At 62.6% G+C, this 22467-nt stretch carries 17 protein-coding genes; 10 read left to right on the top strand and 7 right to left on the bottom strand.

Annotated elements, in window-relative coordinates; genetic code table 11:
• Positions 1–26 precede the first annotated feature (26 nt).
• The 3 genes from ACS5Q1_RS04880 to ACS5Q1_RS04870 all read right to left on the bottom strand — a co-directional run bounded on the left by ACS5Q1_RS04880 (position 27) and on the right by ACS5Q1_RS04870 (position 4177).
• On the bottom strand, positions 27–1433 hold the full coding sequence (locus ACS5Q1_RS04880) for a sodium:proton antiporter (protein ID WP_473097138.1): 1407 nt from the start codon (positions 1431–1433) through the stop codon (positions 27–29).
• Positions 1434–1620: 187 nt separating this feature from the next.
• Entirely contained in the window at positions 1621–3513 is a 1893-nt protein-coding gene (locus ACS5Q1_RS04875) for a TRAP transporter large permease (protein ID WP_203439303.1), read from the bottom strand.
• Positions 3514–3553: 40 nt separating this feature from the next.
• Positions 3554–4177, bottom strand: coding sequence for a TRAP transporter small permease subunit (locus ACS5Q1_RS04870; protein WP_473097137.1), 624 nt, complete (start codon positions 4175–4177; stop codon positions 3554–3556).
• A gap of 298 nt (positions 4178–4475) precedes the next feature.
• On the opposite strand from ACS5Q1_RS04870, the gene ACS5Q1_RS04865 reads away from it, so the two are divergent.
• From ACS5Q1_RS04865 to der, 3 genes are all read left to right on the top strand, one after another.
• The gene (locus tag ACS5Q1_RS04865) at positions 4476–5066 is read left to right on the top strand and encodes an NnrU family protein (protein ID WP_473097136.1); all 591 of its coding nucleotides are present in this window, start codon (positions 4476–4478) and stop codon (positions 5064–5066) included.
• An 83-nt stretch (positions 5067–5149) separates the two neighbouring features.
• Positions 5150–5824 (top strand): tetratricopeptide repeat protein, encoded by a 675-nt coding sequence (locus ACS5Q1_RS04860; RefSeq protein ID WP_473097226.1) that lies wholly within the window; start codon positions 5150–5152, stop codon positions 5822–5824.
• A 13-nt stretch (positions 5825–5837) separates the two neighbouring features.
• A complete protein-coding gene (gene der, locus ACS5Q1_RS04855; protein ID WP_473097135.1) occupies positions 5838–7184 on the top strand; it encodes a ribosome biogenesis GTPase Der in 1347 nt (448 codons plus the stop codon).
• A 153-nt stretch (positions 7185–7337) separates the two neighbouring features.
• Here the strand turns inward: der and ACS5Q1_RS04850 are convergent, their stop codons facing one another.
• A complete protein-coding gene (locus ACS5Q1_RS04850) occupies positions 7338–9737 on the bottom strand; it encodes a bifunctional diguanylate cyclase/phosphodiesterase (protein WP_473097134.1) in 2400 nt (799 codons plus the stop codon).
• A gap of 393 nt (positions 9738–10130) precedes the next feature.
• Positions 10131–11339, bottom strand: a complete 1209-nt coding sequence (locus ACS5Q1_RS04845; RefSeq protein WP_473097133.1) for a UbiH/UbiF family hydroxylase — start codon at positions 11337–11339, stop codon at positions 10131–10133.
• 203 nt (positions 11340–11542) lie between these two features.
• Here ACS5Q1_RS04845 and ACS5Q1_RS04840 point away from each other — a divergent pair, with 203 nt between their 5' ends.
• From ACS5Q1_RS04840 to pncA, 5 genes are all read left to right on the top strand, one after another.
• On the top strand, positions 11543–13090 hold the full coding sequence (locus tag ACS5Q1_RS04840) for an ABC transporter ATP-binding protein (RefSeq protein ID WP_473097132.1): 1548 nt from the start codon (positions 11543–11545) through the stop codon (positions 13088–13090).
• Positions 13080–14156: an ABC transporter permease gene (locus tag ACS5Q1_RS04835; protein ID WP_473097131.1), complete on the top strand. Its 1077-nt coding sequence runs from the start codon at positions 13080–13082 to the stop codon at positions 14154–14156. The genes ACS5Q1_RS04840 and ACS5Q1_RS04835 overlap by 11 nt, the downstream gene beginning before the upstream one ends.
• Positions 14153–15070: an ABC transporter permease gene (locus tag ACS5Q1_RS04830; RefSeq protein ID WP_473097130.1), complete on the top strand. Its 918-nt coding sequence runs from the start codon at positions 14153–14155 to the stop codon at positions 15068–15070. The genes ACS5Q1_RS04835 and ACS5Q1_RS04830 overlap by 4 nt, the downstream gene beginning before the upstream one ends.
• A gap of 103 nt (positions 15071–15173) precedes the next feature.
• Positions 15174–16256 carry a BMP family ABC transporter substrate-binding protein gene (locus ACS5Q1_RS04825; protein WP_473097129.1) on the top strand — a complete coding sequence of 361 codons (1083 nt, stop codon included), beginning with the start codon at positions 15174–15176 and terminating at the stop codon, positions 16254–16256.
• 100 nt (positions 16257–16356) lie between these two features.
• A complete protein-coding gene (gene pncA / locus ACS5Q1_RS04820; RefSeq protein WP_473097128.1) occupies positions 16357–17007 on the top strand; it encodes a bifunctional nicotinamidase/pyrazinamidase in 651 nt (216 codons plus the stop codon).
• Positions 17008–17237: 230 nt separating this feature from the next.
• Here the strand turns inward: pncA and rimO are convergent, their stop codons facing one another.
• On the bottom strand, positions 17238–18554 hold the full coding sequence (gene rimO / locus ACS5Q1_RS04815; protein WP_473097127.1) for a 30S ribosomal protein S12 methylthiotransferase RimO: 1317 nt from the start codon (positions 18552–18554) through the stop codon (positions 17238–17240).
• 792 nt (positions 18555–19346) lie between these two features.
• Here rimO and ACS5Q1_RS04810 point away from each other — a divergent pair.
• Positions 19347–20546 carry a phenylacetate--CoA ligase family protein gene (locus tag ACS5Q1_RS04810; RefSeq protein ID WP_473097126.1) on the top strand — a complete coding sequence of 400 codons (1200 nt, stop codon included), beginning with the start codon at positions 19347–19349 and terminating at the stop codon, positions 20544–20546.
• A gap of 96 nt (positions 20547–20642) precedes the next feature.
• Complete coding sequence (locus ACS5Q1_RS04805) at positions 20643–20873, top strand: DUF6429 family protein (protein ID WP_473097125.1); 231 nt, start codon at positions 20643–20645, stop codon at positions 20871–20873.
• A 2-nt stretch (positions 20874–20875) separates the two neighbouring features.
• Here ACS5Q1_RS04805 and tnpC read toward each other — a convergent pair whose 3' ends face one another.
• Positions 20876–22333: an IS66 family transposase gene (tnpC, locus tag ACS5Q1_RS04800; protein ID WP_473097225.1), complete on the bottom strand. Its 1458-nt coding sequence runs from the start codon at positions 22331–22333 to the stop codon at positions 20876–20878.
• Between the last annotated feature and the right edge of the window lie 134 nt (positions 22334–22467).

The raw sequence follows: 22467 nt of genomic DNA, 5'->3' as shown, positions 1-22467 counted from the left end.
GGTCCGCCCCCACGTTGTAGTGATGCTCATCCCCTGAAGAAGAGCAGCGTGAGCAGCAGGAAGGTCGGAAGCAGGATGGCGCCCGACCAGAGCAGATAGCCGAAGAAGCTCGGCATCTTCACGCCGCCTGCGCGGGCAATCGCGTAGACCATGAAATTGGGGGCGTTGCCGATATAGGAGTTGGCGCCCATGAACACGGCGCCGGCGGAGATCGCCGTGAGCGTCAGCGCGCCCGTCGTCATGAGCTGCTGCGGATCGCCGCCGGCGAGCTCGAAGAACACGAGATAGGTCGGCGCATTGTCGAGGAACGAGGACAAGCCGCCGGAGAGCCAGAAATAGGCGGCGTTGTTGGCGCTGCCGTCCGGATTGGTCACGAGCGCAACGAGCGGCGCGAAGGCACCATCCGCGCCGGCGCGCAGCATGGCCAGCACCGGAATGATGGCGATGAAGATGCCGGCAAAGAGCTTGGCCACCTCCTTGATCGGGTCCCAGGAGAAGCCGTTCTCGATCCGGTTCGCCTTTGGCGTGGTCTTCAGCGAAGTGATGGTGACCGCAATCATGATGAGATCGCGTAAGCCATTGGCGAACTCGATCTCTGTGCCGAACATGGTCATGCGGCCGAGATCGACGGTGGCGCTCATGAGAATGGCGCCGATGATGACGGCGATCAGCAGGAAGTTGATGCCGCCTGTGATGCGGACCGGATTGTCTGGCGTCGGATCGGGACGGACGCGGCCTTCCTTCTTGTAGACGGCAAGATCGATCGCGAAGAAGAGAGCGAGCAGGAGGACGCTGGCGACAAGGGTTGCCGGGAACAGGTGCGTGGTGGTCCAGAAGAAATCGACGCCGCGCAGGAAGCCGAGGAAGAGCGGCGGATCGCCGAGGGGCGTGAGCGCGCCGCCGATATTCGACACCAGGAAGATGAAGAACACGATCACATGGACGTTGTGCCGCCGATCGTCATTGGCGCGCATGACCGGCCGGATCATCACCATGGACGCGCCTGTGGTGCCGATGACGCTGGCCAGCACGGTGCCGATGGCCAGAAGGATCGTGTTCATGCCTGGCGCGCCGTGAAGGTTGCCGCGCACGAGAATGCCGCCGGCCACCGTGAACAGCGCGAGCAGCAGCAGGATGAACGGGATGTATTCGAGCAGCGCCGTGTGGGCGAGGGCATGGAGCGCCGCTGCGGGGCCTGCGGCAACGGCCAGCGGGATCAGCACCAGCAATCCCCAAAGTGCAGCAATCTTGCCTTGGTGATGCTCCCAGACATGCGGCGCCAGCAACGGGAAGAGAGCGATCGACAGGAGAATGCCCGCAAAGGGGAGCGCCCAGGCGAAGCCGAGACTCGCCCCGTCGAACTCCGCCGCGAACGCTGCCTCAGGCAGCAGGAGCAAGCCGGCAGTCAATATGAGGTTCATGATGCGAGGCATGATCTTCGGTTCCCCCTCGGTGTCGGTCCGGCTGGCCCGTCTTATCGATTGTGCAGCGGTTTTACGGGAAGGGTGATGGTCCTGCAATGACGAGCTGGACACTTTGGTCCCTCGCGCACGACCTTCGTTCTTTCAAGCAAAAGGCGGGCCGCAAAGCCCGCCTTTTCGTCTCGTATGCGAGGCACCGTTACTGAATCTTCGGCGGTTCGTCGAAGTTCAGGCTGGGGAGGCCGCCCGGATCGCCAGGGGCGCCGAGGCCAGGAACCAGTAGTTGGTCGAGCTTCTGCTGCACTGCTGCCGGATCGACCGCGGGGCCCGCCGCCTTGTAGTGCATCACGATCTGCGGGAAGGCGATCACGATGCCCACCATGATCAGCTGAATGATCACGAAGGGTACGGCGCCCCAATAGATCTGACCCGTGGTCACCGGTTCCATCTTCTTGCCCGTGAGGCGGTCGATATACGGCACCTTGGGGGCCACCGAGCGCAGGAAGAAGAGAGCGAAGCCGAAGGGCGGATGCATGAACGAGGTCTGCATGTTCACGGCTAGGATCACGCCGAACCAGATCAGGTCGATGCCGAGCTTGTCAGCTGCGGGCCCGAGGAGCGGGATAATGATGAAGGCCAGCTCGAAGTAGTCGAGGAAGAAGGCCAGGAAAAACACCAGCACGTTCACGAAGACCAGGAAGCCGACCTGTCCGCCCGGAAGCGAGGTGAGCAGGTGCTCGACCCAGATGTGGCCGTTCACGCCATAGAAGGTGAGCGAGAACACGCGGGCGCCGATCAGGATGAAGAGCACGAAGGCGGAGAGCTTCGCGGTCGCTTCCGTGGCCTGACGCACCAGGGTCCAGTTGAACCGGGCCGGGTTGTTGTCGAGCTTGCGCTTGACGGCCGCCAGGATCACCGAGCCCAGCGCGCCCATGGCGCCGCCTTCGGTCGGCGTGGCAAGGCCAATGAAGATGGTGCCGAGCACGAGGAAGATCAGCAGGAGCGGGGGCACCATCACGAAGGTAACCTGCTGGGCCATATTGGACATGAGGCGCAGGCCCGTGAACCGTTCCACGATGCCCACGATCAGCGCATAGATCGCGCCTGCCAGGATCATTTCGAAAGTCAGTGCGAGACCCTCATGGCCTTGGTTGTGCAGCACCACGTAGGCGCCGACAAGAAGGGCGACCAGGACGGCGGAGATGGCGATGCGCTTCGCGCCGAGCATCTTGTTCATGAGGGCGCAGATGAGAGCTACCACGGTGGCAACGCAGATCGTCAGGATGACGAAATCCGCACCGGCCTTGGTGTTGGTCTGCGAGAGCACGTAGTAGCCGACGAGGCCGGAGAAGACGACCAGGATGCCGAGCTGCCAGACGCCGCGCGCGCCATCGGGCTCGCGGTAGCCGATCGCCTCCGGCGGAAGGCCTGGGGCTGATTTCGGATAGATGATCGACATCAGCATGATGTAGCCAGCGTAGAGGCCAGTCAGGATCAGGCCGGGCAGGAACGCGCCCTCGTACATGTCGCCCACCGAGCGGCCGAGCTGGTCGGCCATAACGATGAGAACGAGGGAGGGCGGGATGATCTGGGCAAGCGTGCCCGAGGCCGCGATCACGCCGGAAGCCAGACGACGGTCATAGCCGTAGCGCAGCATGATCGGCAGGGAGATGAGGCCCATGGAGATCACGGAAGCAGCAACCACGCCGGTGGTGGCCGCCAGCAGTGCACCCACGAAGATCACCGCGTAGGCGAGACCGCCGCGAACCGGACCGAAGAGCTGGCCGATGGTGTCGAGGAGGTCTTCCGCCATACCTGAGCGCTCAAGCACCAGTCCCATGAAGGTGAAGAACGGGACCGCCAGAAGCACCTCGTTCGACATGGTGCCGAAGATTCGGTCGGGCAGGGCCTGGAGGAACGGCCAGGAAAGGGTGATGGTATCAGGAGCTAGCGGAGCGAGCTCTACCGCGATGAAGAAGAACAGCAATCCATTCGCCGCCAGGGCGAAAGCGACCGGATAACCGAGAAGAAGGAAAACCACGAGCGCCGCGAACATGATCGGCGCGAGGTTCTGGGCAATCAATGCAGCCATTGATGGAAACTCCGAAAACTTAAATCAGTCGCCGAAACGATCAGCTGATGCCGTCGCCAGGCGGCGTCGCGCCTGTGCCCGGCGTGTTGACGGTGCCGATGTCATGGATGAGGCGCTCTGCCTCGGCCTCGACACTGTGGCCGCCAGCTTCCTCATCGGCGAGCTTGCCCTGCATGATGGCGACGCGCTTGATCAGCTCGCTCAGCCACTGGAAGAACATCGAGATGAACCCGAGCAGGATGAGGCCTTTGGCTGGCCAGATCAGCAGGCCGCCGGCATTCGACGACACCTCGCCCGAACGGAACGAATTGAGGAAATATGGCACCGACAGCCAGAGCAGCAGAGCCACGAAGGGGAACAGGAAGAAGAGGTGACCGAACACATCGATTCCGTCCCGCCCGCGCTTCGAGAGCCTGCTGGAGACGATGTCGATGCGGATATGCTCGTTGGCTTTGAGGGTCCAGGCGGCGCAGAGCATGAACACGGCGCCGAAGAGATACCATTGCAGCTCGAGCCAAGCATTGGACGAGACGCCGAAGACGCGCCGGATGATGGCATTGATCGCGGAGACCAGGATGGCCACCACGATGGCCCACGCTGCGACCTTGCCGAGGCGCTCGTTGATCGAGTCGATGACACGGGATAGCCCAAGAAGTGCCGTCACCTGTCTCCCCCTTAAAACTTGTTGGTTGATAATCTTGCGGCCTTGGCTATCGGACTTGGGGCGGCGTCGCTAGTGCCGAATTAGTCTAAAGCAAGGTTTCCGCGGTCCGTAGCGGAGAAATTTTTATGCTGCAAGATACCCCATTGTTAAAAGTTTAGGCAGTCCAAGGCTTTGAGGGTAATTGGAAACTTGCGCCGTCGGCCGTTGGGCTTTTCATCTCACGGAGCCCTTCCTGTTCATACTACTTGGTTTTCTCTGTTTGGAATGGCTATAAGTTCCTAGAGCGTGGGGGCCCTTCGTGACGCTGTTGATCCTTGGACTTGCGATTTTCCTCGGCATTCATTCCTTCAGCATGGCACGGGGCAGCCGGGCGGCTCTGATCGCAAGGATCGGGGAGGGGCCGTACAAAGGGCTTTATTCCCTCGTCTCTCTTCTCGGGATCGTTCTGATTGCCATCGGCTATGGCCAGTATCGCGCTGGCGGTTACATCCCGGTCTGGGATCCTCCCGTCTGGACGCGTCATCTCGCGCTTCTTCTGGTCTGGCTCGCCTTCATCTGTATTGCGGCGGCCTATCTGCCGGGGCGCATCAAGGCCCGGCTCAGGCACCCGATGCTCGCAGGCGTGAAGATCTGGGCGCTGGCGCATCTTCTCGCCAATGGCGATCTGGGCTCGATTCTGCTCTTCGGTTCCTTCCTGGTCTGGGCCGTGCTGGCCCGCATCAGCGACAAGCGCCGGGACATAGCCGCCCAGCATGGGGGTACGACGGCACCCGCCGGATGGCGGAATGATGCACTGGCAGTGATCATCGGAACGGCGGTCTATCTGGCCTTCGTGTTCTGGCTCCACCCGTGGCTGATTGGAGTTCCCGTCCTGCCCATGCGGGCATGAAGCCTCTCGCCTTGCGCGGTTGTGTGTGTTAGGCGACCTCCTTCGATTGCAGGAGGCGGCCATTGGGCCGCATGAGTGAGACGATGGCCCCGAACGACGAGTTCATTCGCGAAGTCGATGAGGAATACCGCCGCGACCAGATGGCTCAGATCTGGAAGCGCTACAATGGAATCATCATTGGCGTGGTGGTGCTGGTCGTTGTTGGCGTGGGCGGCTGGCGCTTCTGGCAGCACACACAGGAGACCCGCGCTCAGGAAGCCGCTGTGCGCTACGAGGAGGCCTTGCGCCTCTCCTCGGAGGACAAGGGACAGGAAGCGCAAGCCGCCTTCGAGAATGTCGTGAAGGAAGATGGCGCCACCGGCTACGCGATGCTTGCCCGCTTCCGCCTCGCGGCCGAGTTGGGCGCTCAGAATGCGGAGAACGGCGCTTCGGCCTTCGACGCGCTCGCCAACGATGCCTCCGTGCCTGCGCTCTGGAAGGACTTGGCGCGCCTTCGCGTAGCATGGTTGCGCATCGACACGGCCGAGCCCGCCAAGCTGCGTCAGGCCGTAGAGCCCTTGGCGGTGCCGTCCAACGCCTGGCGCCATTCTGCAAGGGAACTCTTAGGCTTATCCGGCCTTAAGGCCGGTGATATGGATTATGCCGGTCGTTGGTTCGACCAGATCGCCGCCGATCGCGAGACGCCTTCCTCCTTGAGGCAGCGCCTTGCCATCTACACCGCCCTCGTGGCGGGCGGTCCGGTGCAGGCGACCCAGTAAGATAGGACAAGACATGACGGCGACCGTCGCCATTGTCGGGCGGCCGAATGTCGGCAAATCGACTCTCTTCAACCGCCTCGTCGGCAAGAAGCTGGCGCTCGTGGACGACCGGCCGGGCGTGACCCGCGACCGGCGCGAGGGCGAGGCCAAACTCGGCGATCTCGAATTTCGCATCATCGATACGGCCGGCCTGGAAGAGGCTACCGAGGAGTCGCTTCTCGGCCGCATGCGCGCCCAGACGGAAGCCGCCATCGGCGATGCCGATGTCATCCTCTTCATTATCGATGCTCGCGTCGGGATCCTGCCGGCCGACCGGCCCTTCGCCGAGATGGTGCGCCGCTCAGGCAAGCCGGTGATCCTTATCGCCAACAAGGCTGAGGGATCCGGTGGCATGGCGGGCGCCTATGAAGCCTTTTCGCTCGGCCTCGGCGAGCCGATTCCGCTCTCCGCCGAGCACGGTGAGGGCATGGCCGACCTCTTCGAGGCCCTGATGCCTCACTTCCCCGATCCGAACGAGATGGAGGAAGAGGAGGACGACCCGAACAAGCCGCTGCAGGTCGCCATCGTCGGGCGTCCGAATGCGGGCAAGTCGACGCTCATCAACCGCATGGTCGGCGAGGATCGCCTGCTCACGGGGCCCGAGGCCGGCATCACCCGCGATTCCATCTCGCTCGATTGGGAATGGCGTGGACGTCCCATAAAACTCTTCGACACGGCGGGTCTACGCAAGCGCGCCCGGGTTGAGGACAAGCTCGAAAAGCTCTCCGTCGCCGACGCGCTGCGCGCCGTGCGCTTCGCCGAGGTGGTGGTGGTGCTGCTCGACGCCACGATCCCGTTCGAGAAGCAGGACCTCTCCATCGTCGATCTGGTGGAGCAGGAGGGCCGGGCTCTCGTGATCGGCCTCAACAAGTGGGATCTCGTCGCCGATCAGAAGGGCCTGCTTGCGGACCTGAAGGAAAAGGCTGCCCGCCTGCTGCCGCAGGTGCGCGGCGCGCCGGTGGTGCCGCTCTCAGGTCTCGCCGGCAGCGGCATCGATCCGCTCATGAAGGCGGTATTCCAGGTTTACGAGACGTGGAACACGCGCATCCCGACCGCGAAGCTCAATCAATGGCTCACCGAGGCGCTGGAAGCCAACCCGCCGCCCGCCGTTTCCGGCCGCCGGATCAAGATCCGCTACATGACGCAGGTCAAATCACGCCCGCCGCATTTCGCCGTGTTCGGCAACCAGCTCGACGCTCTGCCGAAGAGCTACACGCGCTATCTCGTGAACGGCCTGCGTGAATCCTTCGACCTCCCTGGCACGCCGATCCGCGTGTCCCTGCGCATGGGCCAGAATCCGTTCGATAGAGAACGGAAATAGAGGCGTTCCACCAACCACCGTGTCATCCCCGGCGGTCCGAAGGACCGGGAAGGGGATTCACTTGCACGCGCTGTTGCTATGGATTCCCTTCCCCTTCGCTACGCTCCGGCCGGGAATGACAATCTTCCTGCCGCCGCGGTGAGCAAACTAGGGTCAATTCGCAGTCGCTCGGCGGAGCGGTCGCGGCAACGTGGCGACATTGGTTGAGATCAACGGCACGAATTCCTTGATCGGCGCGGGGCGGCCGAACAGGTAGCCCTGAGCCTCGGCGCAGCCCTCGAGCCCGAGGAATCGCAGTTCCTCAGAGGTCTCGACGCCCTCGGCGATCACGGGGAGTCCCAGGCCGCGGCCGAGTCCGAGCACGGCGCGCACGATCGCGGCTGCCTGCGGGTTCGTGTGAACCGCCTGGATGAAGGAGCGGTCGATCTTGATCTTGTCGAACGGGAAGGCGCGCAGATTCGAGAGCGAGGAATAGCCGGTCCCGAAATCGTCCATGGCGATATTGACGCCGAGTCCTTTCAGCTTCTGTAGCGTCAGGAGCGCGCGGTTCGGGTCGCGGATCAGAGCCGTCTCGGTGATCTCGATCTCTAGCCGCTCCGGCGGCAGTCCTGTCTCCTTAAGCGTGCGCTGGACGAAGTCCACGAAGCCGTCGCTGGTCAGCTGTAGCGCCGACACGTTGACTGCGACGGTCAACGGCCGCATCCAAGTCGCGGCCTCGCGGCAGGCTTCCCGCATCACCCATTCGCCGATCTTCAGGATCAGTCCGCTGTCCTCCGCGATCTGGATGAAGATCGAGGGCGGGACACCGCCGCGCGTCGGATGCGTCCAACGGAGTAGAACTTCGAACCCGTTGACCTCTCCCGTGTCGACCTGCGCCTGCGGCTGATAAACGACGCTCAGCTCGTCGTTGGCGACCGCGCTGCGCAGATCGTGCTCGATGCTGCGGCGTTCACGAATCTGGGCGCCCATGGCCGCCTCGAAGAAGCGATAGGTACCCTTTCCCTCGGTCTTGGCACGGTACAGGGCTGCATCGGCGCTGGAGAGGAGTTCCGTGTGATCTTTTCCATCGGACGGATAGAGCGCGATGCCGACGCTGACGGAGACGAGACCGGACGGAACCCCTTCCTCGTCCCATTTGAGGTTCTTCAGAATCGTGTCGGCCAGAATCCCCACCTGGGCGGGATCCGTCACATGAGATGCGATGATGGCGAATTCGTCACCGCCGAGACGTGCCAGCATCTGCCCGTCGCCGAGAGCCGCCGAGAGATGCTTTGCGATATCCTGCAGCAGTCGGTCGCCGGTGGCATGCCCGTAGAGATCGTTGACCTCCTTGAAGCCGTCGAGATCGAGGCACAGCAGCGCCATCTGCCGCTTTGTTCGCCGGTGCAGGCGAATTTCTCGGTCCAGGCGATGATCGAAGCTTGCGCGGTTGTCCAGACCGGTGAGCGGATCGTGATGGGCCAGATAGCGGATCTGGGCTTCTGCATTCCTGCGGTCGCGAAGATCGCGGAAGGCGACCACGTTGTGTGGAGCGCCGTTGTAATTGATCTGCCGGGCTATCAGCTCGACGGGGAGCAGGGTGCCGTCCGCGTTCCGTAGGTCGGTTTCGATGGGCTGTCCCAGGGACGCGAACAGCTTATCCCGCTTGGAGCTGTCGGGAATCCATGCGGCCAGGGTCTGGCCCACGATCTGCTCGGATTTGAGGCCAGTCAGCTGCGCGAAGCTCTGGTTGACCGTCATGATGGTGTCGCCGTCGCAGAGCACGAGCCCCTCGACGGCCGCATCGGTGAGATCGCGCATGCGCTCCATCTCAAGATAGGCGCGCCGACGCTCCCGGATGTCGAGCCACAGGGCAACGACGGCGAGCAGAAGAATGGCAAGGCTGATGAACGCGACGCCGATGGCGAGCCATTCCGTGCGGAGGGACGAGGGCGACAGCGCGACGCTGGGATCGGGCGTGATCGCGACCGCGCCCATGGCGGTGAAATGGTGGCTGCAGATCGCGAGCGTGAGCAGCAGCGCACCCACGACCTTGGATGTGATCGAAAAGCTGCTTAGCGCCACGAACAAGGCGCCCGCGCCGATCACCGCTCCAAGCAGGATCGAGGTCGTTACCAGAGCCCAGTTCCACGCGATGGTGCCGGCGACCTCGAAGGCCGCCATACCGGTATAATGCATCACGGCGATGCCGCTGCCAACGATGGCGCCGCCGATCCAGGGCCCTGCCACAAGGCCCCGCAGGAGCGCGATGCCGAGACCGATGCCGGTGAGCATGACGGCGGCGACCAGAGAGATGATTGTCAGCGAGACATTGTAGGCGGTCGGCAGAGATGGGGAGAAGGCCAGCATCGCAATGAAATGCGTGGCCCAGATGCCAAAGCCCGTCGACGCGGCTGCGATGCCGAGCCAGGCGATGCGGCTGTTGCGATCCGAGCGGCGCACATGATGCAGCAGATTGACACCGGTCAGCGATGCCAGGGCACAGACCAGGGCTGCCAGAGCGACAAGCCGGAGATCGTGTGTGGCAATGATGCAATCGTAAACGGTGAGCATAATGGGCCTTTGCAGGCTTTACGCCGCAGCGATGCCATCGTGGGCGAGGGAGGCCTGTCGAAAAACAGAGATGAGGAATGAGACAATCCGGTCTTTCACCGGTATGGCGGGGCGGCATCATGCCTTTGGATCGGCATTACGCGCGTGAACCCCAATCCGCCATGAATAACGGGGATTTAACCCGCCCCGTAAGATGAGGCAACGCCTCCGCGAGTCAACGAAGGGCGGAGAGGATGACGCGCCTATCGGGAGATAGGGTTAATGGTGGATGATTTGCAGATGCTGTCTTCACTTGAGCAAGCTCGCGCACCCCGGTCCGGAAGATCAAGTTATAACATCTTCAAAACGTCCCCAACGCCCCCGGCGGGGCGGCAGCGAGAGGCTGGGCACCAATTAGACCGGTGATACGCCCTGCATCAGGCGGGGCGCGCCGACGCGCGGGAGAACGCCTTCGCGCATGACGATCCGGCGCAAGGGACCGATATTGCTCAGGGCCAGAAGCCCAGCGCCGCGCAGGAAATCGGTTGGGATCATGCCGGTGAGCAGCGTTCGGTTGAGACCGTCCACGGCTGCCGTACGCAAACGGACATCGAGATCCCGGCCGCGCTGATACTGCGTCAGGGTCTGATCCGATCCGGGGGCGTGACCCTCATCCCCTCCATCGATGACGGCATCCCTCAACGACGCGACATCGCGGAAGCCGAGATTGAGGCCCTGGGCGCCAATGGGCGGGAAGACATGCGCGGCCTCCCCAACGAGGGCCAGGTTTCGCGACCAGTAGCGATTGACCGACAGGCCGCTCATCGGCACGAGCCCGCGCGGACCATCGATGCGCATGGCGCCGAGATGCGACTGCGCCTGCCGCTCGATGGCAAGGGCCAGGGCAGCATCGTCGAGGTTCGAGAGGTGCTCCGACTCCTCCTCGCTCGTTACCCAGACAAGGCTCGAGCGGCGACCGGGCAGGGGCACCAGGGTGAAGGGTCCGTGACGGGTGTGGAATTCGGTCGAGGTTTCCCGGTGGTCCCGATCATGGGCCAGGATCGCCGTCACGGCCGATTGCGGATAGGACCAAGTTTGAGTGCTGATCCCAGCGATTTGGCGCAGCTTGGAATTCCTTCCATCCGCCGCAACCACGAGGCCGGTCCGGATCGAAGTGCCATTGGCAAGGGCAAGGGTTGCTCCCGCCTCGTCGGTTGTGAAGCCGGTCGCGAATTCCGGGATGAGGGTCAGATGTTCGCGGGACCGGGCTGCCTCGGCGAGCGTCTCGACGAGAGCGACGTTCTCGATGTTCCAGCCGAAGGCGTCGAGGCCGATCTCGCCGGCCCGGAAGGAGGCCGGGGGTGGCCGGAACAGGCTGCCCGTATCGTCGATGATGCGCATGGTTTCGAGCGGCGCCGCAACGGAGGCGACTGAAGGCCAGACGCCAAGCGCTTCCAGAAAACGCACCGACCCGTTGAGCAGGGCGACCGTCCGTCCATCCCGGCGCATGTCGAGGCCGCCGATGAGAACGGTGTTGTAGCCGTCACGGGCGAAGGCGAGCGCAGCGCTCAATCCCACAGCTCCGGCGCCGACGACGGCGATGTCATAGGTGTTATCGGTCACGGGGCTCTCCCACCACCAGGTTGTGGACGGTTCGCGGACTCACAATAAACCACGGATTCGGCATTGCCGACCGGCGCGCCGCTTCCCTATGATCGTTCCACAACGGAAGCGCACACCCGTACGGCCCTTGCCAAGAGCCGCGCGGGCCGTCATCCATGTGCAAATTCCTAGCCCGTCGCAACCCTTAAGTCAGAGTCGCTTGTGTGAAGCCAGACGTATCACCATCGGGGCCACCCCTCGTCGAACTTCAAGGGATCAGCAAGCGCTATGGCGACCTTCTCGCCAATGACGGAATCAACCTCGCCATCGAACCGGGCGAGATCCATGCCCTTCTGGGGGAAAACGGCGCCGGCAAGTCGACCCTGGTCAAGATTCTCTACGGCGTCATCGAGCCGAGCGCCGGGGAGATCCGTTGGGAAGGCAGGCCCGTTTCCATTGGCTCTCCGGTCGAGGCGCGGAATCTCGGCCTCGGCATGGTGTTCCAGCATTTCTCGCTGTTCGACGAACTGACGGTGGCTGAGAACATCGCGGTGGCTCTGTCGGGCGAGTGGAGCCTGTCGATGGTCCGCAGCAAGCTGGGCGAAATCAGCCGGACCTATGGCTTGGCGCTTGATGCCGACCGGGCGGTCTGGACGCTCTCGGCGGGCGAACGCCAGCGCATCGAGATCGTCCGCTGCCTGCTTCAGAATCCGAGGCTGCTGATCCTCGACGAGCCGACCTCGGTTCTCACGCCTCAAGAAGCCAAGCATCTCTTTACCACCCTGGACCGGCTCTCGGCCGAGGGCTGCTCCATTCTTTACATCTCCCATAAGCTGGAGGAGGTGCGCCGCCTGTGCCGCCGCGCCACGATCTTGCGGGCCGGGCGCGTGGTCGCCACCATCGATCCACGGGCGAAAAACGCCCGCGAGATCGCTGCATTGATGGTCGGTAACGAGGTCGGCGAGGTCCGCACCGACGCGCCGCATCATGTCCAGGGCGAGGTGCTCAAGGTCTCGAACCTGTCCGTGCAATCCGGCGGATTGCACGGACAGGCTTTGCGCGACATCGATCTCGTTGCCCGAGCCGGTGAGGTCGTGGGCATTGCTGGCGTCGCGGGCAACGGGCAGAGCGAGTTGTTTGCGGCGCTGTCAGGCGAGCGCCTGGCGGACCGGCCCGATGTCATCGTCATCGCAGGGAAGCCTGCAGGCATCTTGAACATCGACGCTCGGCGCCGGTTGGGGGCCGCATTCGTGCCGGAGGAACGCTTGGGCCATGCGGCAGCACCGACCCATCGCCTGAGCGAGAATACCCTGATCTCGCATGCCGCCGCGGAAGTGAGTCGCTCGGGCTTTATTCTCGTGAACGCTGCCAAGCGACTGGCCCGCTCGATCATCCAAAGCTTCGACGTGCGCACGCCCGAGGGCGATCCACAGGCGCGCAAGCTCTCCGGTGGCAACCTGCAGAAATTCGTGATCGGCCGCGAGATCATCCGCAAGCCGAAGCTCATCATCGTCGATCAGCCCACATGGGGCGTGGACGCAGGAGCCGCGCGTCTCATTCGTCAGGCACTCGTCGATCTCGCCCGTGCTGGCAGCGCTGTTGTCGTCGTGAGCCAGGATCTCGACGAGCTGTTCGAGACGGCGGATCGGATGGCCGTCATCCACCAGGGCCATTTAAGCCCGCTGAAACCGGTCGGTGAATGGACCAAGGAAGCCATCGGCCTCGAAATGCTCGGTGTCGCACAAGCCCAAGGGGATGCTCATGCGCTTTGAGCTGACGCCCCGTCCCAGCGTATCTCCCGTCATGCGGGCGCTTGCTCCAGTCGCGGCCTTCGTGACCGCCTTCCTGATCGCCGGCTTCGTCATCTGGCTGATGGGGCGCTCGCCCATCGCGGCCTTCGACGTCTATGTGCTCCAGCCCCTGAGCGATCCCTGGTCTTTGCAGGAGCTGCTCGTCAAGGCGACGCCATTGGCGCTGATCGCCATCGGCCTGTCCTATTGCTTTCGCGCCAATCTCTGGAACATCGGCGCGGAAGGCCAGTATGTGATCGGCGCCGTACTCGGCAGCTGGCTTGCGCTCAGGACCCATGGCACCGATGCCGGAGCCTGGGTGCTGCCGCTCATGCTGCTGCTCGGCATTGTCGGCGGTGCGCTCTACGGGTTGATCCCGGCCTTCCTGAAGACTCGGTTCGGCGTCAACGAAATCCTGACCAGCCTCATGCTGGTCTATGTGGCGCAGCTCATCCTCGATTATCTCGTGCGCGGCCCGTGGCGCGATCCAAAGGGTTTCAACTTCCCGCAATCGGTCACCTTCGACCCGTCGGCGACGCTTCATCCCGTGCTGGAAGGGGGGCGCGTCCACTTCGGAACCGTGTTCGCCCTGATCGCCGTTCTGCTGACCGCCGTGATCCTCGGGCGGACCCTGTTCGGTTATCGGCTCAAACTGACAGGTGACGCGCCTCGCGCGGCGCGGTTTGCCGGCTTCAGCTCCAAGTCGACGACCATGGCGGTTTTTGCCATCTCGGGTGGCTTGGCCGGGTTGGCCGGAATTTCCGAGGTCTCAGGCCAGATCGGACAGCTCCAGCCCTCGATCTCGCCCGGCTACGGCTTCACGGCCATCACCGTGGCCTTCCTGGGCAGGCTCAACCCCATCGGCATCCTCATTGCGGCCCTCGTCGTCGCCCTGACCTTTATCGGCGGCGAGAGCGCTCAGATCCTCTTGAAGCTGCCGCTCGATCTCACGCAGGCCTTCCAGGGCATCCTGCTGCTCTGCGTGCTGGCGGCCGATGCCCTGGTGAGCTACCGCATTCGTTTCGTCACACGGGGAGGGGGCAAGTGACCACTTTCGAGGCCATCCTTCTTACCATCGTCACGGCCTCCACGCCTCTCCTGATCGCAGCCCTGGGCGAGTTGGTGACGGAACGCTCCGGCGTCCTCAACCTCGGTGTCGAGGGTATGATGGCTATGGGGGCGGCCTGCAGTTTCGCCGCCGCCGTTACCTTCGACTCGACGCTGCTCGGCGTTGCCGCCGGAATGCTGGCCGGGACCCTGATGGCCGCCCTGTTCGCCCTCGTGGTGCTGGGCTTCGCCGCGAACCAGGTCGGATCGGGCCTTGCGCTGACCATCTTCGGCCTCGGTTTGTCCGGCCTGATCGGCGCTCCCTTCGTCGGTGCGAGGCGCGATCCTATCCAGCACATCGACATTCCGCTCCTGAGCGATATCCCCGTGATCGGGCGCCTGTTTTTTGAGCAGGACCTCTTCGTCTACGCCTCGATCGCGCTCACGATTCTGGTGGCCATCTACCTCACCCGGACCCGCTCCGGCCTGACCCTGCGCTCGATCGGCGAGAACCATACCTCGGCCAATGCGCTAGGTCTGCCGGTCTGGCGCGTGCGCTTCCGAGCCATCTTGTTCGGCGGCGCATGTGCCGGTTTGGCGGGGGCCTATCTCGCCCTTGTCTACACCCGTTTCTGGTCGCCCGGCATGACGGCGGGACGCGGCTGGATTGCCCTTGCCCTCGTGGTCTTTGCTGCTTGGCGGCCGGGTTGGGTGCTGGTCGGCGCCTACATCTTCGGAGCCGCCACGGTGCTCCAGCTGCACGCCCAGGCTGCTCAGTTCGGAGTGCCCTCTCAGCTGCTCTCAGCGGTGCCGTATCTGGCGACAATCATCGCCCTGCTGCTCCTGTCCCTACGCCGCGGCAGAGCTATCGGAGCGCCCGGATCTCTGGGTGTACCGTTCGTGCCTGACCGGTGAGCAAAGTGATGTTAATCTGACCAAAGTGTAGGCAGAGGAATTCTTGCCAGAAGCCTTCAGACCTGCGACGGAGTGTTTGAAATCCAACCTCGAGGGAACGAGCATGTTTTCAGGGAAAGTCTTTGGGGCCGTGGCGGGGGCGACGGTCCTGGCTCTGTCCGCGACCGGCGCATTCGCGCAGGCGAAGGACAAGATCAAGGTCGGCTTCATCTATGTCGGTCCGGTGGGCGACCATGGCTGGAGCTACCAGCACGATCAGGGTCGCCAAGCGATCGAGAAGGCCTTTCCGGGCAAGGTGACGACCACCTTCGTGGAGAGCGTGCCGGAGGCCGATTCCGAGCGTGCCATCGAGCAACTCGCCCGCACCGGCCATGACCTGATCTTCACGACCTCCTTCGGCTTCATGGAGCCGACTGTGCGTGTCGCCAAGAAGTACCCGAACATCAAGTTCGAGCACGCGACAGGCTTCAAGCGCGCTCCGAACCTCTCGACCTATGCGGCAAAGTTCCACGAGGGCCGCTACATTACCGGCGTTATTGCCGGCAAGATGACCAAGACCAACACTATCGGCTATGTCGGTGCCTTCCCGATCCCGGAAGTGATCGCCGGTATCAACTCCTACTTCCTCGGCGCGCAGTCGGTAAACCCGAACGTCAAGATCAAGGTCGTGTGGGCGAACTCCTGGTATGACCCTGCGAAGGAAGGCGATGCCGCCAAGGCTCTGCTCGACCAAGGCGTCGACGTGATGGCGCAGCACACGGACAGCCCGGCCCCGCTCCAGGCAGCCGAAGCTCGCGGCAAGGTCGGCTTCGGTCAGGCCTCCGACATGGCGCGCTTTGCTCCGAAAGGGCAGCTGACCGCCATCGTGGACAACTGGAGCGACTACTACGTCGCGCGAACCAAGGCCGTTCTCGATGGCACCTGGAAGTCGGAAGATACCTGGGGCGGTCTGAATGCCCACATGGTCGTGATGTCGCCCTACAAGAACATGCCCGACGACGTGAAGAAGATGGCCGAGGAAACCGAAGCCGCGATCAAGTCCGGAGCGCTCAACCCCTTCAAGTGCCCGGTCATCGGCCAGGACGGCAAGGAGATCGAGTGCAAGGGCAAGGGCGCGCTGTCCGACGAGCAGGTGCTCGGCATGAACTTCTACGTAAAGGGTATCGACGACAAGATCCCGCAATAAGCTGGAAGCAGGCTTGGATTGGAACGAGGGCGGCCGGGCGACCGGCTGCCCTTTTCATTGCGATCTCTATATTCATCATCAGACATGCAGAGGATGAAGAATGGTCGAACGGGCGACGATCAAACCGGGTGAGAACGACATTCTCATCGTCGTGGATGTTCAGGTCGACTTCCTGCCGGGCGGAGCGCTCGCCGTGCCTGACGGCGATGCGGTGATCGAGCCCATCAATCGGCTTGCGAAAACCTTTCGCCATGTGGTGCTGACGCAGGACTGGCATCCGGCAGGGCATGCCTCCTTCGCCTCGAGCCATCCTGCCAGGCAGCCCTTCGAGATGACCGACCTGCATTACGGTCCGCAGGTGCTCTGGCCGGATCATTGCGTGCAGGGAACTGCCGGCGCCGAGATCGCGCGGGAACTCGATATCCCGCATGCGCAACTCGTCATCCGCAAAGGCTACAATGCGGGGATCGACAGCTATTCGGGATTCAAGGAGGCCGACCGGCAGACCTCGACTGGACTTGCGGGCTATCTGAAGGAGCGCGGGTTCCGCCGTGTATTCTGCGCGGGGCTGGCGCTCGATTTCTGCGTCGCCTGGACGGCCCTCGATGCCGCGGGGGCTGGGTTTGAGACCTACCTGATCGAGGATGCCTCCCGGGCCATCGACACGAACGGTTCGCTTGAGAAAGCGCGGCAGGATTTGAAGACTGCCGGCGTTCAGACGATCAAGAGCGATCAGATTGCGGGTGCTTGAACACTCGCGCTGACACTAAGACTGTTCCGGACTTGATCTGAGGCATTGCTCGGCTGTCATCCCCGGCGCCCCAAAGGGCCGGGAAGGGGATCCATAGCGCCAAGCGTGCGAGTGGCTTTCCATCCCCTTCGCTCCGGCCGGGAATGACACTGCGGCGCTCAAGCTCATCAGGATCACTGGCACAAGGCCGATGATGACGTGGCGGGAGTTGCAAACCGCTTGCAGACTACTTAAACCGCCGTCCCGTGGAGGTCGTACTCGTCCGAGCTCTCGATCTTCACGTTGAGGATCTCGCCTGGCTTCAGCGGCGTCTTCGAGGCCACGTAGACGGAGCCGTCGATCTCGGGGGCGTCGTATTTGGTGCGGCCGGTGGCGACCGTGGCGCCCTGCTCGTCGATGATGACGGGCAGCGTCTTGCCGACCTTGCCCTTGAGGATCTTGGCACTGACCTTCTGCTGGGTCTGCATGAAGCGGTGCCAGCGCTCTTCCTTGACCTCCGGCGCAACCGCACCATCGATGTCATTGGCGGGCGCGCCCTGCACCGGCTCGTACTGGAAGCAGCCCGCCCGGTCGATCTTGGCGTCCTTCAGCCATTGCATGAGGAAATCCACGTCCTCTTCCGTCTCACCAGGGAAGCCGACGATGAAAGTCGAGCGGATGGCGAGATCCGGACAGATCTCCCGCCACTTGCGGATACGCTCCAGGGTCTTTTCCTGGTTGCCAGGGCGGCGCATGGACTTCAGGACACGCGGCGAGGCGTGCTGGAAGGGGATGTCGAGATAGGGAAGGATCTTGCCTTCGGCCATCAGTGGGATGACCTCGTCCACGTGCGGGTAGGGGTAGACGTAATGCATGCGCACCCACATGCCGAGATCGCCCAGCTCCCTGGCGAGTTCGAAGAAGCGGGTGCAGACCTCCCGGTCCTTCCACAGGCTCGGCTGGTACTTGATGTCGAGGCCGTAGGCGCTGGTGTCCTGCGAGATCACCAGGAGTTCCTTTACCCCGGCCTTGGCGAGCTTCTCGGCCTCGCGCAGCACATCGGCGATGGGACGGCTGACGAGATCGCCGCGCAGCTTGGGGATGATGCAGAAGGAGCAGCGGTTGTTGCAGCCCTCGGAAATCTTCAGATAGGCGTAGTGCCGCGGCGTCAGCTTCACGCCCTGGGGCGGGACGAGGTCCACGAACGGGTCATGGGCCGGTGGCACGGCCTGATGGACGGCCGAGACGACGGATTCATAAGCCTGGGGACCGGTGATCGCTAGGACGTTGGGGAACTGGTCGCGGATCTGCTCCGGTTCGGCGCCCATGCAGCCGGTGACGATGACCTTGCCGTTTTCTGCCATGGCCTCGCCAATGGCCTCGAGCGACTCGGCCTTGGCGCTGTCGAGGAAGCCGCAGGTGTTGACGATCACTACATCGGCCCCGTCATGCTCCTTGGTCAACTGGTAACCTTGGGCGCGAAGCTGGGTGATGATGCGCTCGGAATCGACCAGGGCCTTGGGGCAGCCCAGGGATACGAACGAGACTTTCGGCGCGGGAGCATTCATCCGCAAAAAATCCAATCTTCCATCGAAACTGACAATCCGGAAGGTACCCGCCTAAGGCCGCGTCGACGCGAATTCTGGCCGGGAAACCCGTCGATCGAGGGCAGGAACACTTGGCACACCCGGTGGCACCGCGCCCGGACCTGCTGGATGTGTTACCTGGATCGATCCAGCGCCTCGCGCAGGCGCCCCAGGAGGACACGAGCGCGCGACTTGACGCGCGTGTGCCTTTACAACACCGGGTCCGCCTTTACAACATCCGGGTTGCCGCGGGTACCGGCTGTCGTCGGTCGGCCTTGTCCAGCTTCTGGACTGGCCCTCCTAACCGACTTGGCCAGCGAGGAGCCGAAGCTCGGCCTTGCCGTCTTGGATAGTTGCCGTCGAGTGGGGTGATCGGAGTCAGCGTCCAAGCTTGAAAAATCGTTCAAGGGGAGTAGCCCACATGCACGCTATACTGCTTGTTCCGCGTGCGTCACTTTCCCTCTCCTGGGCATAGGGGGCAGGTTGAGCCGTACTGCACAGAGCATTCAGGAATTTGACGGGAGCTTCTTCCGGGAACTTTTTGAGCCGTGAATCCGCATAGGCTTGGAGAGAAGTCGCAAGACAGAAGCGGCTCTCAATTGAGCGGGCGCGATTACACTGATGGACTAGTTTGTACAGGGAGGTAACGGAGGCATACTTCCCATTAAACGTTGCTCACCTTATTCCAATTCCGCAAGACGCTATGGCAAGCCCATGTTTTCCGTTGCTGATTTTCTGCAAAGGTGCCCCTCCATCTACGCGGGCTCACGTCGCATGATCGATGACGTGTCCCAGATGGGGCCGGAAGAACTGAAACGATTCCAAGCGCAGCAAATCAAAAAAGTGATAACGTGGACTCGCGACCTCCCCGAACAGAATTATCCCGCAGATTTTGAGAATTTTCCCGTTCTTACCAAGGATGAGGTGCGGTCGAAGCCTCAAGCGTTTCTGCGCCGTGGCCTTCTTCCGACGTCGAATAAGCAAACCAGCGGCACAAGCGGTACTGCCTTGGCTGTAAGGCGCTCCCTTCGTTCTGTTGTATTCGAGCAGGCTGCAATCGATTGGATCATGGGGCAGGCAGGCTTTGATTTGGCCCGGTCTCGGGTCGCGGTGCTACGCGGGTCCGACATCAAGCCGCTTGACGATACCGCTCCACCTTACTGGCGCCAGGAGCGAGGTGGACGATACCTTGTTTTCTCGAGCAACCACCTTAACTCGAAGACGGCAAAATCCTTCCATGAGGCTCTGACTGCATTCAGGCCCGATATCCTCTTCGTCTATCCGTCGGTCGCGGAACATCTGGTTCGCCTCCTTAAAGCCGCGAGACTCCAGCTGAGATGCGCCGCTGTGCTGGCATCCTCCGAGGCGCTGCCAATTGAGAGTCGGAAGCGAATCTCAGAGTTCTTCGCGGCACCTGTGATCGATTTCTATGGTCAGGCTGAGCGGGTCTCCTTTGCTTACTCTCTTGATCCAGACGATTATAGATTTCTTCCCTCCTACGCGCTTACGGAATTACTTCCGCAGGATATCAATCAGGGATTTGAGATTGTTGGAACGCCTTTTCATAACTCAGCGCAGATCCTCGCGCGGTACTGTACCGGCGATCTCATCGAGCTGAAGCATTCGCAGCAATCCTTGCTAGACATCGTCAATGGACGTGAAACATTCAAAGGAATTTCTGGGCGGATCAATGATGTGCTCTTCGGGCCATCGGGAGAGATCCTGGTCGGAATCGATCATATCCCTCGTGGGCTGGCTTCTCTCGGACGCTTTCAATTCGTGCAGAAAGACGCGACGTTTGTTCAGATACTGGTACAGAAAGATGGGCCGGTTCAACCGTCCGACGAGCTCCTGGTCTTGAACAAAGCACGCCTCAAACTGCCTGCATCAATGCGGGTCGAGGTGAATTTCACAGATGAGCTTCGCCGCACGCGCTCAGGAAAGATCCCATTTGTCATCCACGAAATGACGTGATGATCAAAGGTTTGATGCACTCAAACGCGATCATATTTGCGGTACGCATCCGCCGAGGACCGCGGAATTTCGGCCGCGGCGTGGTAAAGTGGCCGTATGGAGATCGACCACGACAAGATCGATGAGGCGGTTCTCGCCCTGCTGTGGCTGACGCTGCATGATGGCGATCGGGCCTGGAAGGGTTTTGACTGGGCAACGATGAACAGGCTCTATGAGAAGGGCTTCATCTGCGACCCGGTCAACAAGACCAAGTCCGTCGTGCTCACCGATGAGGGGCTGCAGAAAGCCGAGGAACTCTTCAAGGTGCTGTTTACGCGAAAGCCCTGAGATCAGGCCGCGGCTTGCTCGTCCCGCTGCGCCTTCCAGTTCCAGGGCAGGAGCTCGGCAAGGCGTTTGGCCGGGTGCTCGGGCAGTCGCGTCAGAACGTCCGCCAGCCAAGCGCGCGGGTCAACCTCATTGAGCTTACAGGTCTCGACCAGCGTGTACAGCGCCGCTGCCCGATGGCCACCCACATCCGAGCCGGCAAACGTCCAGTTCCGGCGCCCGACTGCAATGCCGCGGATCGCCCGCTCGGCGGCATTGTTCGACAGGCAGACCCGCCCGTCCTCGAGGAAGAGCGCGAACGAAGACCAACGCCGCAGCATGTAATTGATGGCTTTGGCCGTCTCACTCTTGGGCGACAACCGCCCACGCTGAGCCCGCAACCAGGTCTCCAGATCATCCACCAGAGGCTTGGACTGAACGGCACGGCTGGCGCGTCGCTCGTCAGGCGGCCGGCCGATGATCGCGCGCTCGATCGCAAACAGCGCATCGATGCGCTTGACTGCCTCGATCGCGATCGGAGCCTTCTTCAACTCAGCCAGTTCAAAGAATGGGCGGCGCGCATGCGCCCAGCACGCTGCCTCAGTCGCCGGGCCGGTCGCACGACCCGGTTCATACAGTTGTCCGAAGCCGGAATAGGCATCCGCCTGCAGGATCCCGCTGTAGCTCTTCAGGAAAGACTGCGGGTGCTCACCCTTGCGATCGGCCGAGTAGAAGTATACCGCAGCCGGCGGATCGCTGCCGCCAAAGGGACGGTCATCACGCACCACGGTCCAGAGCCGGCCAGTCCTCGTCTTGCCCTTGGCCAGCACCGGCACCGGTGTGTCGTCCGCGTGCAGCCGCTCGGCTTTGAGGACATGCTCGGTGATCAGCGCGCTCAGAGGCTGGGTCGCCACCGCGACCGCACCGATCCAGTCGCACAGGGTCGAGACATCCAGATCGACCCCTTCCTGGGCGAACACCGCGCTCTGGCGGGTCAGCGGCAGATGCAGTCCGAACTTGCCGACCGTGATCTCGGCCAGCAGGTGGGGACCGGCGCGGCCGCGCGGAATGGCATGGAAGGGTGCGGGCGTCTCGGTGATCGTCTCGCAGGCCGCACAGCTGAACTTCTCGCGCACCGTCTCCACCACGACCCACCGCGCCGGGATGCGCTCCAGGGTCTCGGTCACCACCTCGCTGAGTTTGCGCAGGCCTCCGCCACAGCAGGCGCACGAAGTTGGGCCAGGAAGGACGACGCGCCGGCGCGGCAGGTGTCCGGGCAAGGGCCGGCGAGCGGGCTTGGCCCGCTTCAACTCCTCGACTGTCCACCGGGGCGCCTCCGGCGCCGCGCCGGCATCCTTCGCCTCGGCCTCGGCATCCAGGTGAGCGGCGCTCTCCTCCAGGTCTTCCAGAGCGAGCATCAGCTGCTCGAGACGGGCACTGCGTTCCGATGAGGTGCCAAAGTGCTGACGGCGCAACTTGGCGATCTGCAGCTTGATACCAGGTCCCTGAAGGTCTGACTCGTTCGTGATTTCCAGGATTGCGGTGGGTGTGATTCAACTTGGTGAGCCAAGGAGGGTTGCCATGCCGATCCCACTCCGCTCTGACTTCGATGCTTCTC

The organism is Microvirga sp. GN3 (assembly GCF_055792825.1).
The sequence above is the reverse complement of the archived record's forward strand: the minus strand, read 5'-3'. Positions and strand labels throughout refer to the sequence as shown.